Annotated in this window: 12 protein-coding genes; 4 read left to right on the top strand and 8 right to left on the bottom strand. The window is 59.9% G+C overall.

Going from position 1 to position 13,571, the window contains the following annotated elements:
- Positions 1-21: 21 nt before the first annotated feature.
- The 4 genes from DW661_RS10435 (at position 22) to DW661_RS04010 (ending at position 2,516) form a co-directional block, all read left to right on the top strand.
- Positions 22-147 carry a hypothetical protein gene (locus tag DW661_RS10435; protein WP_255413310.1) on the top strand — a complete coding sequence of 42 codons (126 nt, stop codon included), beginning with the start codon at positions 22-24 and terminating at the stop codon, positions 145-147.
- A 271-nt stretch (positions 148-418) separates the two neighbouring features.
- A complete protein-coding gene (locus DW661_RS04020) occupies positions 419-1,057 on the top strand; it encodes a hypothetical protein (RefSeq protein ID WP_117629690.1) in 639 nt (212 codons plus the stop codon).
- Positions 982-1,779, top strand: a complete 798-nt coding sequence (locus tag DW661_RS04015) for a metallophosphoesterase family protein (RefSeq protein WP_233547447.1) — start codon at positions 982-984, stop codon at positions 1,777-1,779. Before DW661_RS04020 ends, DW661_RS04015 begins: the two co-directional genes overlap by 76 nt.
- A complete protein-coding gene (locus tag DW661_RS04010) occupies positions 1,779-2,516 on the top strand; it encodes a metallophosphoesterase (protein ID WP_117629692.1) in 738 nt (245 codons plus the stop codon). Before DW661_RS04015 ends, DW661_RS04010 begins: the two co-directional genes overlap by 1 nt.
- 42 nt (positions 2,517-2,558) lie before the next feature.
- Here the strand turns inward: DW661_RS04010 and DW661_RS04005 are convergent, their stop codons facing one another.
- The 8 genes from DW661_RS04005 to DW661_RS03965 form a co-directional block, all read right to left on the bottom strand.
- Complete coding sequence (locus tag DW661_RS04005) at positions 2,559-3,137, bottom strand: hypothetical protein (RefSeq protein ID WP_117629693.1); 579 nt, start codon at positions 3,135-3,137, stop codon at positions 2,559-2,561.
- A 608-nt stretch (positions 3,138-3,745) separates the two neighbouring features.
- Entirely contained in the window at positions 3,746-4,132 is a 387-nt protein-coding gene (locus DW661_RS03995) for a hypothetical protein (protein ID WP_118934744.1), read from the bottom strand.
- A gap of 9 nt (positions 4,133-4,141) precedes the next feature.
- On the bottom strand, positions 4,142-4,387 hold the full coding sequence (locus DW661_RS03990) for a hypothetical protein (RefSeq protein WP_117629696.1): 246 nt from the start codon (positions 4,385-4,387) through the stop codon (positions 4,142-4,144).
- Positions 4,388-4,605: 218 nt separating this feature from the next.
- Positions 4,606-5,853, bottom strand: coding sequence for a tyrosine recombinase XerC (gene xerC, locus DW661_RS03985; protein ID WP_117629697.1), 1,248 nt, complete (start codon positions 5,851-5,853; stop codon positions 4,606-4,608).
- A 387-nt stretch (positions 5,854-6,240) separates the two neighbouring features.
- Positions 6,241-8,202, bottom strand: coding sequence for a Stk1 family PASTA domain-containing Ser/Thr kinase (pknB, locus tag DW661_RS03980; protein ID WP_118934742.1), 1,962 nt, complete (start codon positions 8,200-8,202; stop codon positions 6,241-6,243).
- A 132-nt stretch (positions 8,203-8,334) separates the two neighbouring features.
- Positions 8,335-11,202, bottom strand: a complete 2,868-nt coding sequence (locus DW661_RS03975; RefSeq protein ID WP_118934740.1) for an FtsW/RodA/SpoVE family cell cycle protein — start codon at positions 11,200-11,202, stop codon at positions 8,335-8,337.
- A 16-nt stretch (positions 11,203-11,218) separates the two neighbouring features.
- Complete coding sequence (locus DW661_RS03970; protein ID WP_118934738.1) at positions 11,219-13,156, bottom strand: Stp1/IreP family PP2C-type Ser/Thr phosphatase; 1,938 nt, start codon at positions 13,154-13,156, stop codon at positions 11,219-11,221.
- The gene (locus DW661_RS03965; RefSeq protein WP_006235180.1) at positions 13,153-13,569 is read right to left on the bottom strand and encodes an FHA domain-containing protein; all 417 of its coding nucleotides are present in this window, start codon (positions 13,567-13,569) and stop codon (positions 13,153-13,155) included. Before DW661_RS03965 ends, DW661_RS03970 begins: the two co-directional genes overlap by 4 nt.
- Between the last annotated feature and the right edge of the window lie 2 nt (positions 13,570-13,571).

The following is a 13,571-nucleotide window of genomic DNA, read 5'->3' as shown; positions in this document are numbered from 1 at the left end:
ATTCGATGGGAGGTGATGCCCATGACCGATTTCACCGAGCTCGTGAAGCTCCTGACCGCTACGGTCTCGCTCCTCACGGCCCTTGTCGGCCTTTCCAAGGCACTCAAGCAGGGCTCGAAGCCCAAAAAGAAAGGCCACCGTCGCTAAGACGATGACCTAACTCTATTAAGCAACGGCTCTGCCCAGCTCACTACAACTTGGGCTGCCGTCGGCACCATTCTACCCTTCTGACGAGGAATTCGTCCATATTTCAAAAATCGAATCCTGTTCGCGCGTGGGCGCGTGGGCGTAAACTTTTAGTTGGGCAAACCCGACAGATTGGAGCTTGAAACATGAGGGATATGCACCTCATGTCGCTCATAAAACGTCTCCTGACCTCGAAGGAGAACGTTTTTTAGCGACAGAAGGAGACATAAATATGATCTGGTTTACCAGCGACACCCACTTCGGGCATGAGAACGTGCTGAAGTTCACCGACCGCCCGTGGGAGACGATTTGGCAGATGAACGACGCCATCGTCGACAGCATCAACGGCAGGGTTGCCGTGGACGACGAGCTCTACATCCTGGGTGATTTCTCATTCAAGATGACCGCCCAGGACGCCTACGGGCTGCGCAAGCGGATCGCCTGCAGGCGCATCCACCTCGTCCCGGGAAACCACGACAAGGACTGGACCCAGCCGGCGGTCGCGGGCGCCTTCACCGTGGAGCCGCCGATCTGCGTGCTCAAGATCGACGGGCAGAAGATCGTCCTGAGCCATTACCCCATGGCCGACTGGCAGGGCATGAGCCATGGATCGTGGCACCTCCACGGGCACATCCACAGCAGCGGCGGCGCGTACAACGAGTTCAACCGCAAGCAGGGCCTTCTGCGCTACGACGTCGGTTGCGATGCCAACGGGCACTCCCCGGTGAGCCTCGACGAGCTGAGGGAGTGGTTCGCCGGAGTCGGCGAGCCGTGCGGCCGGGTGAAATGGCCCTGGTGGGTCAACGAGACCGGCGACAGGCAGGTCGAGCGCGAGCTGGCGGCGTACAAGAGGGAAGAGGTGATTCGATGACGGTCTATGTGACGGGCGACATCCACGGTGGGCTCGACATGCAAAAGCTCCGCGACTGGGAGCTTGGGGATAGCCTTACCGGCGATGACTACCTCATTGTCGCCGGCGACTTTGGCTTTCCGTGGGATTTCTCTGCCGAGGAATGCGCCGATATCGCCTGGCTGGAGTCGCGCCCCTACACGGTGCTGTTCGTCGACGGCAACCACGAGCGCTTCGATCACTGGGCGGAGCGACCCATGGAACTGTGGCACGGTGGGCTGACGCAACGCCTGTCGGATACTTCGTCTATCCGCCGCCTCATGCGCGGGGAGGTCTTCGAGCTCGACGGCTCGACGGTCTTCACCATGGGCGGTGCCACGAGCGTGGACAGGGAATACCGCGTGCCGTATTCCAGCTGGTGGCCTCAGGAGCTTCCGGACGAGCGCGAATTCGATGCCGCGCGGGCCAAGCTCGACGAGGTCGGCTGGAAGGTCGACTGCGTCATCACCCATACCTGCGCCACGCGCATGCTCTCGCCGACGCTCTACCCGGACCCGGGCTGGGAACGCCCTGATGTGGACCGGCTGACCGGATTCCTCGACGAGATCGAGGATCGCCTGGACTATAAGCACTGGTATTACGGTCATTTTCACCGAGACGGCAACCCGGACGAACGGCACACGGTGCTGTATGACCGGATCGTGAGGCTCGGGGACAAACTCCTGCCGTGGGGTGCGTACTGATGACGGTCTATGTGACAGGCGACGTGCACGGCAGGGCCGAGTACGGGTCCAGCCGGTTTGCATTCAAAAATTGGCCGCTGGGCCGGACCCTGACGCGCGATGACGCGGTGATCGTGGCCGGCGACTTCGGCTTTGTCTGGGATGGCTCGAATGCTGAGAGGTATTGGCTCGACTGGTTCGAGTCGAAGCCCTGGACCACGTGTTTCGTAGACGGCAACCATGAGAACCACCACGCCCTGGCCGGGCTGCCGGTGCGGGAGTGGAACGGCGGGCTCGTCCATGAGGCACGACCGCACGTGCTGCACCTGATGCGCGGAGAGGTGTTCGATATCGACGGGCTCACAGTCCTTGCCATGGGCGGCGCCGCGAGCAACGACAGGCAGTATCGCAAGGAGGGGAGGAGCTGGTGGCCCGAGGAGATGCCGAGCGAGAAAGAGACGGAACACTGCCGCTCCTCGCTCGACCGCGTGGGCTGGAAGGTCGACTACGTTGTGACTCACGAGGCTCCTGCTGCCCTGGCTAGAGAGCTGTGTCGCGAACGCGGACGTGAGTACCGCGGGGATCCGCTGCAAACCTTCCTGGGTGAGCTCGACGGACGGCTCGGCTACCGCGTCTGGTTCTTCGGTCACTACCATCGCGATAAATGGTGCGACACCAGGCATCGCCTTATCTATCGAGACATCGTGCCGATCGAAGATGCTGCGCCCGGTTCTAGAAACCTTCTAAAAGCGCTCTAGAAGGTTTCTAGAAATCAGTTACCTGACAGGAAGGGCGCGGGACTACTCGCCCCTCATCTTGGTCATGACCTCGACCTTGGCCTCGGCCACGGTCGCCCGCCGCTCGGAGGCGGCGAGGCGGTCCTTGAGGGCGGCGACTTCGGCCATCAGGTCGCGCTGGGCCAGGAGCGCATCGCTCAGCTCGGCTTGGGCTTTCAACGCGGCGTCACGCTCGACGCGCAGACGCTCGATCTCATCGGACATGGCCTCAGCCTCGGCGTGGAGCTGGACGACCTGCCTGCTGAGCTCCCTGGCATCGGCGAGGTATCTGACGCTCGCGGCATGGAGCTCATTGTTTTCGAGCTCGATGCTCGCGGTGTCGAGCTCGAACTTCTCCTCGATAAAGGCGACCCGCTCATTGCAGTCGGCCTCAAGTCTTTCGTTCCGGTCTCTCGCCTCGACGAGCTTGCGGTTGAATTCGTCGAGCTGGGCCCTGAGTAACGCGTTCTCGGTCTTGAGATCGGCGGTCTCGCGCAGCAGCTTCTCTCGCCAAGCCTTTTCAATCTGCTCGGCGGCCTCATCGAGGACGTCCTTCGCGCCGGGCGTCTCGCTGATTTTTCTGTCGTTCGGGTTGTCTGTCATCGTGCGGCACTCCAATCAACAATGGGCATGGCTCCGCCATGCCGTACGGCTGGGAACAAATACGCGGCCGCTGTTGAGTTGTGTTTGTCCTGCGCTTGGTGAGTTCTAAAAGCGTCTCAAGTCATACGTTCACGCAGGTTTTCGATTGGAGAAATACCGCACGTTTTCATGGTATCACGTGCCTTAAAGAACATGAATGGGCGGTCATATCGATTCGTTGAAAATAGCACCTACGACGTGCTGGTGGCGGGAGAGTGATGGCGTTAAAGATGTCGAGAATGATTATGGGAGTATTTTAGATGCAGGTATGAGAAAGGGTCGAATCGAAGTGTCTGGCCGGACGCCAATTGTCCGGGAACTGTTTCGGTTCGACCCTGCTTCATTTTACATCCGCGGCATGTTTTTGTAGACGCCTGGCGATTACCGACCTTCACGACCTCGATGACGGTTTCCCCGTCCTCGATTCTTGCCAGATTGCGGTAGACATGCTGCGTGAATGGTCGGATATCATTTGAGCCAGAATCATCTTCTATTGAAGCGGATTCTGGCTCAGTGGTTTTTAACTCGGTTGTTTGACAGAAGCCCACGTCGATAGTCGGGCTGTGGACTTAAGATTTCGGGGGCTCCCAAGCGTTTTCGATCGCGGCGCGGTAGATTGCAGCGTAATTAAGCATCCAGCTGCCATCACCAGTTTTTTGAAAATACCCCTTATCCTTTAGAGAAGTATAGGCTCGGGATATCGTGTTCTTGCTCAAGTGGTAGTGATCCTCAATCCATTTGCTTCTAGCGCAAAAGCCCATGGGCCGTTTGTTTTTGGAAGGTTTTCCAAACTTCCATACGAGGCCGAGGATGAGACGCTCGGCGGCAACGGTGGTGACGCAGCACGCCCACTCGGGCACTGAAATAAAAATAGCTTTATCCATTTTCTCTATAATCTTTCGTTGCTCGGTAACATCATCGTTGAATATGTCGGAAATTGACGGTAGCTCGCTCATGTTTACCGCCTAGTCAAGGTGGGCGGTACGACCTTCAAGCTGCTTGAAAAGCTCATAGAATGAGCTTTCAAACATGTAATTCGAGCGATGGATTTGGATGAGCTTGCCGGACTCGCGCATAAACTTGCGCGCGGTGTTTTCGCTCCAGCCAGTGAGTTCGCGGATATCGTTAACGCGGAGTAACCGATCGCACTGAGCGGCACCAGTGGGGAAAGTCGGTGTGGACGCCTGAGTGCTAATCTGTGGAGTAGCCATGATGAGCTATCCTTTCAATGAGGGCCCTCCCTGTGCTTGTAAGACTTACCAGGTTCATAAGCACTTGGGGGGCCGGTTTTTATGACTACATGCGTAGCCATCTGACAGCTTTAGAATCTATTAAAACTCATTAGATGTCAATCAAATAAAGCGTCTACCTGCGGAAATAGTAGTATAGTACCGTAATATTATTGATGAAACGATGAATGAATGACATGCTATTTCTCGCTTTTCTGTATATAGGCGTTGATGAAGTCTTCGTAGCCTTTAACTGCTTTTATTTCTGATTGTTGAACGAGGCTTGTATACGTTTTGAGCGTGATATTGGGGTCCGCGTGGCCAAGAATACCTTGCACGCTTCTAACGTCCGATCCGTTCGCCAGCATAAAAGTGCTTACACAATGCCTGAGCTGATGCGGGCAGATGCCCTTATATAGTTTTCCGCCAGTCGAATTGTTCGGCTCATAGATTCCAAGATTACAGCTAACTGCGAAATCGCGAAACCAATGGTTGAAGATGTAGTTTTTCATGTGACAGACAGTAGGGACCCCCTGCTTGACAGCAATATCGCTAATGATGGGAGTGCTGCCAGTCTGGGACAGCCCCAGAGAGGCCAGGAGCTCTTTTTGTATGGCTGACCATGATTGAAGGCGTTCGGCCAAGGTTTCTCCAACGGGGATTTTGCGTTGGCTTTCTTGTGACTTGGGTGCCCTCAGTTCATGGTCGTTGGTGTACTGCCTGTCAATTTTCAAGGTTTTATTGGCAGGGTCCCAATCGCGCCATTCGAGGCCCAGCATCTCGCCTTTCCGCATACCCGTATACACTAGTACTAGCGTACCAACAGCTTCGGCGGTGAGCTCAATGTGTTGAAGATGTGTGCATAGGGTAGCTACTTGGTCGATTGTCAGTGATTCTCTTTTGTTGCGTGGTCTGCGAACATGAACGGTAGCGCAGGGGTTTCGGTCAATTATTCTCTTTGCGACTGCATTCGACAGAATCTGACGCAGTTTTGAATTGATTCGTACAAGCTCTGATGGTTTGTATTTTCCCGTACGACGAGCTTCGGCATATGCTTCTTCGATTAGATCGGGAGTTAGCCCCTCAATTGTCTGAAACGCACCGAATAGGTCTTCGATATGCCTGCAATCGTACGCTTCTCTTTCATAGCTCGTTGGCACAAGCTCGGTGTCCCTATTTTCATGAAAGGCCCAGCAGTAGGACGCAAGCAAAGTGGGCTTTTTAGTTTTAGTGATCGTGCCAGAGGAGTTGATTTCAGCCAGCTTGGCCTGCATTGCAGCCTTAGCTTCTGTTTTAGTCTTGCAACGAACCGTATAAGTTGGGGATCGTTTGTAGCGCCCTGTCTTCGGGTCCTTGACTCCAAGGGAAAAATAATAGCGATAGGTGTTAGGTGATCTCTTGTCTTTCCAACACGTGCCTCTTCCGCTAATGAGTGGCTGTTCTGACATCTTTGCACTCCGTTTCTTTGAATAGTTTTCAACAATTCATTGAGTGCAGTTTAGCTAAAGCCGTTAGTAATATGTTTGTAAAAGCATAGGCGCAGCTACCGGAGGCAAAAGACGCAAACTGCTATGTTTGTCTGCGGTTATATGATGTTCAATGATGCTTGATGAATGGTAGGGGGTAGCATTAAATCATATCTCCTAAAGCGGGTGTCGACGGTTCGAATCCGCCCGGGGGCACCAGAGATTTGTCGAGCCCGGTACCGCTACGGTGCCGGGCTCTTCTGGTTCATGTCATGTCAAAAACGAAGCGCCGCTTGCTGGGGAAGCAAGCGGGCGCCTGTGAGCGAATATGTTTGCGGCGAGAGCCGTAATGAGCGGTGGGGTGGCGACTTAGTTGGTCGTACCGGAATCGCCGCCCGTGCCCGTGCCCGGACCCGAACCCGAGCCAGAAAGTGCAACCGTCAGCGTGATCGTGCTGTCGGTAGACTGCTTGCCGGTGGGGGAGACGCCCGTAACGGTGGCGTTTTCGTTGCCGCTCACGGGGTTGCCGCTCTGATCGCAGAATGCGATGTTGTAGAACCCGGCGTTGTTGAGCGCGGTGACTGCGGCGGAGATGCTCTTGCCGTACAGGTTGCCCGGAACGCTGGCCTTGCCGGACTTCTTGGCGATGACGACAGTGATCGTGGCGCCGGGCTTCTGCTTGCCGCTGGGGTTCCAGCTAATGACGGTGCCCTCGGTGACAGAATCGTTCTCCTGGTAGCTCACGTTGACGCCAAAACCGGCCACGTCGAGGGCGTTGCGTGCCTGGGCCTCGGTCATGTCGGTCAGATCGGGCACCGAGATGGTGTCCGGGCCGCTGGAGACCTTGTACGAGATAGTCGTGCCCTTCTCGACCTCCTTGCCGGCAACGGTGCTTTGCTCAAAGACCTGGCCCTCTTCGGCCTCATTGGCTTCCTCAGAAGCGCTGCCCTTCAGGCCCACGCTTGCCAGTGCGGCCTCGGCCTGGTCCTTGGTCAGGCCGACGAGCTGCGGAACCTCAACCTTCTCGGAGGGCTTGGGGCCCTTGGAGATCACCAGGTTCACCCTTGTGCCCTTGGGCTTTTTGGTCTTGCCGTTGGGGGTTTGCTCGGCGACCTTTCCCTCGTCGACATCGTCGTTGTAGCTCTGGTCGACGGTGCCAACCTCAAGGCCGGCTTCCTTGATCTGCTCAATAGCGGTTTCCTGGTCCTTGCCCAGCACGTCGGGCACCGTGACCTGTTCGCCACTGAACATGCCCGTGGCAAAGGCCACTACAACGCCAATCACGGCGACGGCGGCAATCACGGCGGCAATGATCTTGTTCTTGTTGGACTTAGGCTTCTCGACCTCGTAGGAGCCCGTGGAGCCCGAGACAGCGCTACGGGCGGTGTTCTGACCGCTCACGCCCGAGACGGGACGAACCATAGCGCGCGTTGAGTCGGAAAGCTCGCGGGTCTTGGTGGCACCCAGGTCGCCGGCGGCACCGATGATGCGCGTGGGCTCCGAGACGTTGACGGCACGGCCGGACAGGTAGCTGTTGAGCACCTGACGCAGTTCGTCGGCCGTCTGGAAGCGGTTTGCCGGGTCCTTCTCCATGCACTTGAGGATGATGCGCTCCAGGTCGGCATCGACGCCGGAGTTGATCTGGCTCGGCGGGATGGGGAGCTCGTTGACCTGCTTGAGCGCGACCGAGATGGCGTCGTCGCCGTCAAAGGGTACGCGGCCGGTGGCGCACTCGTACATGACGACACCCAGCGAGTAGATATCCGAGGTGGGGCCGAGGTCCTGACCACGGGTCTGCTCGGGGCTTACGTAGTGGGCGGTGCCCAGCACGTTGTTATCCTGCGTGAGGTGACTGTTCTTGGCGCGCGCGATACCAAAGTCCATCACCTTGATGTTGCCGTCGGGCAGCACCATGATGTTTTGCGGCTTAATGTCGCGGTGGATGATCTCGTGCTTGTGTGCGACCGAAAGCGCGGAGCTGATCTGCGAGCCGATCTGCGCGACCTTCTTGGGATCGAGGGCACCGTGGCTCTTGATACCGCTCTTAAGGTCGGTACCGCGCAGGTACTCCATGACGATGTAATAGGTGTCGCCGTCCTTGCCCCAGTCGTAGACGCCCACGATATAGGGGGAGGACAGGCCGGCCGCTGCCTGGGCCTCCTGCTTAAAGCGGGCGGCGAAGGTGGCGTCGCCGGCATACTGCGGCAGCATGATCTTGACGGCAACCGTGCGGTCGAGGACCTGATCTTGTGCACGGAAGACGGTCGCCATACCGCCCGTTCCCACCTTATCCTTGAGGAGGTATCTTCCCCCGAGGACCCTCTGTTCCATTCCTGCTCCTAACATAACTATTCGCTCAACGATGTGTGTAGTACCAAATGTGTGGCCGCTGGGGCCGTGTGGCGCGTTGCCGCTAGCTCATCGGCCGCGGCGCGCCCCAAGTATCCGCTTTGATCACGGGCATCACGCTCCCTGTGCGGCGAGCGCCGCGGTCAGGACGATGCCGGCAATCTTGGCCGCCTCGACGTCGTGTTTGTCGAAATCCTCCAGGGCCACCGAGATGGCAACCGTGGGTGAATCGTAAGGTGCAAAGCCAACAAACATAGAGTTGACGTTGGTGCCGCCGGTCTCGGCCGAACCCGTCTTGCCGGCAACCTTGACGCCCGGAATCTGGGCATCGGTGCCGGTACCGGACTGGACGACGGCGAGCATGGCCTGCTTGACCTGGTCGGCCGTGGCAGAGCTGACAGCCTGGCCCAGCGAGCGGGACTGCGTGGTCTTAACAACGGTTCCGTCCGGGGCGAGTATCTGGGACACAAAGAACGGGTCCATGACCACGCCGCTGTTGGCGATAGCTGCAGCGATCACGCAATTCTGCATAACGGTGGTCTGCGGGCCAGGCGTGTGGTCCATGCCGACGGGCTGGCCGGCGCCTGCCCAAGCGGTCTCCCACTCGGTCATAAGCGACGGGTCGGCCATGATGGAAGCCGCGGTGGTCAGATCCTGACCGAGCTTTTGACCGTAGCCAAAGGCGTTGGCAAACTGGACGAGCGAGCTGGCACCGACCTCGTTTGCCACCTGGCCAAAGACGACGTTGGACGACACGGCGAAGGCCTGCTGCAGGCTGATGGTGCCGTAGCTCTCGTTGGCGGAGTTAGTGACCGGCGCGTTGCCAATATCCATGGAGCCGGGCGCCTGGTACGTGCTGGTAAGGCTGGCGGTGCCGGTTTCGAGCGCCGCGGAGAGTGTGACGACCTTAAAGGTCGAGCCCGGGGTGTACAGCGCGTCCATGGCGCGGTCGTACATGGAGCCGTCCTCGCCGCCGCCCGACTGCATCAGGGCATCGATGTTGGTGTTGTCGTAAGTGGGCGAGCTCGCGCACGCAAGAACCGCACCGGTGCGCGGATCCATGACCACCACAGCGCCCTTAAAGCCCTTGAGCGCCTGCTCGGCAGCCGTCTGGATGCGCGAGTCGATGGTGAGCTTGGCGGTATTGCCCGGCTGGGTCTGCCCCGCGAGCGACGCGATGGCGTTGTTCCAGCTGGAGTAATCCTTGGAGCCGGTGAGCGTATCGTTCATGACGCTCTCGATGCCGGCGGTGCCGTATTGCTGGCTCACGTAGCCCACCACGTGCGCGGCCATGTTGCCGTTGGGGTAGGAACGGGCGTAGGTGCCGTCCTCCTGCTGCAGCGACTCGGCTAGTGTCACGCCGTCGGACGTGATGATGGAGCCACGCTGGATGTACTTGGAGCGGGCGATGGTGTGGTTGTTGGTCGGCATGTCCTGGTAGTCTTTCGCCTTGATGACCTGGACATAGGTGAGGTTGCCGATAAGGATGGCGAACAGCGCCGTAAAGGCAAACACGGCACGAGTCAGACGGTTGGCAAGTGCCACGCGGCCGAGCACGCCGGACTCAGGCGTATCGAGCAGGCGACGGCGCATGCGAGAACCCGTGGAGTGGTTGCCGTGGCCGTAGGAAGGTACGTTGGCAAAACGCGTACCGGTCGGGGCGGCGGATGCGACCTGGTCATCGGTGATAGCGGCCATGGTGCCGGTGCCGGTGAGCTCGGCTTCGCGTCCGGTTGCCTCGTCGCCAGCGCGCAGCAGCAGCGCGACGATGATAAAGCTCGCCAGCAGCGAGGAGCCGCCCTGGCTCATAAAGGGCAGGGTGACGCCGGTCAGCGGGATCAGGCGGGTTACGCCGCCAACGATTAAGAATGCCTGAAAGCTGATGGCCGCCGTAAGGCCGGTCGCGCTAAAGGCGGCAAGGTCGGACTTGGCGCGGGCTGCCGTGGTGAGGCCGCGCACGGCAAAAAGCATAAACAGGATGAGCACGGCGCCGCCGCCCAAAAGGCCCATTTCCTCGCCGATGGCCGAGAAGATAAAGTCGGACTCGACGACGGGGATGTTGTTTGCCATGCCGTTGCCGATGCCGACGCCAACCAGGCCGCCGTCAGCCAGCGAGTAAAGTGACTGTACGATCTGGTAGCCCTGGCCCTGGGCGTCCTTAAACGGATCGGCCCAGATCTGGAAACGCACCTGCACGTGCGACAGGAACTTGTAGGCGCCCACGGCTCCAACGGCCAGCAGCGCAAGGCCGATGATGACGTACGAAAAGCGTCCCGTGGCAACATAGAGCATCAGCAAAAAGATGGTGTAGAACAGGACGGCCGAGCCCAGGTCGCGTTCGAAGACGACGATGAGCAGGCACACGCCCCACACGGCAAACAGCGGCAGCAGCAGGCGGAAGCGCGGAATCTTGAGGCCCAGGACCTTGCGGTTGGAGATGGAAAGCAGCTCGCGGTTCTCGGCCAGATAGCCTGCCAGGAACAGGACGATGAAGACCTTGGCGAACTCGCCGGGCTGGATGGTGAAGCCCGCGATGCGAATCCACAGCTTGGAGCCCGAAATCGTGGTGCCGATAAAGATCGGCAGCATCAGCAGGATGATGCCGATAATGCCAAAGGTGTACTTGTAGCGCATGACCACGTCAAGGTTCTTGACCAGTGCGAGCGTTCCCACCATGAGCGCCACCGAGACAAACAAGATGATGAGCTGCGAGATGGCGAGGTCGGGGGCCAGGCGCGTCACGAATGTGATGCCGATGCCCGAGAGCACAAAGACGATGGGCAGGATGGCGGGGTCGGCGCCGGGCGCCAGGATGCGCACGGCGATATGCGCCGCGGCGAAGGCGGCGAACAGGCCGATCGGCACGGCGAGCGTCTCAAAGGAAATCGTGGCACCCGCGGTGAGCACGTACATCGCGTAGAGCAGGATGACGGGGAACGCCGAGGCGATGAGCAAGAGCAGTTCGGTGTTGCGGCGACTCATAAGCGGCACTCCCTTTCTAATTCTTATCGGAGGCTTCGGCCTCGGCTGACTGTTCGGTGGTTTTCTCGGAATCTGACTCGGAGGTGGATTTCTGATCGGTGTTGTCGCGAATCGTTTGCGCGTCAATCACCTGACGGGTCTGCTCCTCGTCAATCTGATGGCGGTACTTGGAAATGGTGTCCTGCGCATCGTCGACACTCGTTTGCGTAATGCCTGCCTTCAGGCGGTTTTGCGTGTCTTCGGGCAGGTCGGACAGCTTGATGCTGGTTTCGCTCTCGAGCCAGTGGAGCTCGACCCCGAGCGTCTTGCCGGGCAGGCCGCGCCAGACGGCGACATTGCCGTGGTAGGTTCCCAAGTAATAGGAGCCGGTGATGCCCGTGTATGCCCAGATGCCTGCTACCAGCATAAAGACAAGGGCCAAGATGGCGGCGATGGTGACATTGCGGCGTCGGACGCGTTTTGCCTCGCGCATGACGCCGTCGTCGACCAGGTCGACGACCACCACGGTCACATTGTCGTGGCCGCCGGCGGCGAGCGCCGCGTCCACCAGGTTGTCGACACAGATCTGTGCGGTCGAGGACTGCGTAGCGATGTTCTCGATATCGCTATCGGGAATCATGCTCGAAAGACCGTCGGAGCACAGAATCAGGCGGTCGCCTTCCTCGATGTGCAGGGTAAAGTGGTCGGCATACATGGCGGGATCCGAGCCCAGCGCGCGGGTAATGACCGAGCGGTTGGGGTGGACGCGGGCCTCGTCGGCCGTAATCTCGCCGGCATCCACGAGCTCCTCCACGTAGGAGTGGTCGCGGGTCACGCGGATGAGCGTACCCTCGTGGAGCAGGTAGGCGCGCGAGTCGCCCACGTGGGCGATGGCGAGCGTGTCGTTTTCGATGTAGGCGCAGGTGGCCGTGCATCCCATGCCGGGTTTGCCCAGGCCGTTGAGGGCGGCCTCGATCACGGCGGCGTTGGCGGCCTCGACGGCTGCGGCCAGGCGCGCGGCGTCGGCGGACTGCGGCGCCGTCTTGGCGATGGTCTCGACGGCGATGGAGGATGCCACCTCGCCGGCGGCGTGTCCTCCCATGCCGTCGCACACGCAAAAGAGCGGCGACTGCACCAGATAGGAGTCCTCATTGTGCGGGCGTACGCATCCGACGTCAGAGCGGGCGCCCCACATGAGTTGCGTGGTGGTGCCGGCATCATAGGTCGAGTCGGTCTCGATGCGCTCCTCGGTCAGGGGCTCAAAGCTCATGGTCGAGCCGGGGTCTTTGAGCTTGGCCTCAACGGCGGCAACGTCGATCTCGGCTGTGTCACCGGGAGAGACGGTGTCGGTCTCGGCGTTTGATTCGGAATCGCCGGTGTCCGGGGAGCCGGGCTCTTCGGACGCGCAGGCGGTCGACTCGTCGTCTTGCGGGCTGGCGTCTATAGGCTCGGGCGTCGCAAAGTGCGACGGCGCGGGTGTGCTTTGCGACTGGGCGGCGGGCTCGGCCACGGCATCGGACTCGCTTGCGGGCGCAGGCTGCGGGGCCTTGGGTGCAGGGCCGTCCTCGGGGGATGGCCCCGCCTCGGGCGCCGGCGTAGACGCGGGCGCAACCTCGGATGTCGGGGCTATGGGAAACGCCGGCGCGGCGGGTTCGGGGGCCGCAAACACGGCAGCGCTCTCGTTCATCGCCTCGGCGACGGGCTCGGCAAAGTGAGCCGGTACGGGCGTTGCCTCCGGTTCCGCGGGCTGCTCGGCAGCGTGCGCGCCGATGGGGGCGTCGAGCTGCTCGGTGTCGGCGTCCTCGTCATCGACGAGTGCCGGATATTCTTGAGTTACATGCGAAAGGGGCAGGGAGAACACGGTGTCCTCGGGCTCCACGGTCGCAGGGCGCGCCGGAGCGGCATGAGCCGGCGCAGCTGCGGGGGCAGTCGGCGTCTCGGGCATGGTTGCGGACTTGTTCTCCTCGTCGATCATCGACGGTTCACCTTCATGACCACGTCGCCAATCTGGACCTCGTCACCCTCGCGCAGCGTTGCGGGCTCCACCAGCTGGCGGCCGTTAACGAGCGTGCCGTTCAGCGAGTTGAGGTCTTCGATGATGAGTGCCGGGCCCTGCAGCGAAAAGCGTGCGTGCGAGGCCGAGACAAACGGTTCGTTGATGCAGATGTCCGAGGACGGCGAGCGGCCCACGATGACGGGGCCGAGCATGTCTACATGGATGCCACGGATGCCGCGCGGACCCTTGTCCACATCGATCGTCCAGATAGCGGAGTCGCGGCGCTGGCCGCGTACGAGTCCCACGCCGGTTTTCATGACGGCGAACAGGAAGATGTAGAGCAGGGCGACCAGGACGATGCGGCCTGCAAAAAGGACGATATCGATGTTCATAA

This window comes from Collinsella sp. AM24-1, from assembly GCF_003470325.1.
Classification (GTDB): domain Bacteria; phylum Actinomycetota; class Coriobacteriia; order Coriobacteriales; family Coriobacteriaceae; genus Collinsella.
Note: the sequence above shows the minus strand (reverse complement) of the source record. Positions and strands in the feature narration are given on the sequence as shown.

Bases quoted from the DNA above. Each gene is read 5' to 3' on its own strand.
- DW661_RS10435 (WP_255413310.1), top strand. From the start codon at position 22: ATGACCGATTTCACCGAGCTCGTGAAGCTCCTGACCGCTACGGTCTCG.
- DW661_RS04020 (WP_117629690.1), top strand. From the start codon at position 419: ATGATCTGGTTTACCAGCGACACCCACTTCGGGCATGAGAACGTGCTG.
- DW661_RS04010 (WP_117629692.1), top strand. From the start codon at position 1,779: ATGACGGTCTATGTGACAGGCGACGTGCACGGCAGGGCCGAGTACGGG.
- DW661_RS04005 (WP_117629693.1), bottom strand. From the start codon at position 3,137: ATGACAGACAACCCGAACGACAGAAAAATCAGCGAGACGCCCGGCGCG.
- DW661_RS03995 (WP_118934744.1), bottom strand. From the start codon at position 4,132: ATGAGCGAGCTACCGTCAATTTCCGACATATTCAACGATGATGTTACC.
- DW661_RS03990 (WP_117629696.1), bottom strand. From the start codon at position 4,387: ATGGCTACTCCACAGATTAGCACTCAGGCGTCCACACCGACTTTCCCC.
- xerC (WP_117629697.1), bottom strand. From the start codon at position 5,853: ATGTCAGAACAGCCACTCATTAGCGGAAGAGGCACGTGTTGGAAAGAC.
- pknB (WP_118934742.1), bottom strand. From the start codon at position 8,202: ATGGAACAGAGGGTCCTCGGGGGAAGATACCTCCTCAAGGATAAGGTG.
- DW661_RS03975 (WP_118934740.1), bottom strand. From the start codon at position 11,202: ATGAGTCGCCGCAACACCGAACTGCTCTTGCTCATCGCCTCGGCGTTC.
- DW661_RS03970 (WP_118934738.1), bottom strand. From the start codon at position 13,156: ATGATCGACGAGGAGAACAAGTCCGCAACCATGCCCGAGACGCCGACT.
- DW661_RS03965 (WP_006235180.1), bottom strand. From the start codon at position 13,569: ATGAACATCGATATCGTCCTTTTTGCAGGCCGCATCGTCCTGGTCGCC.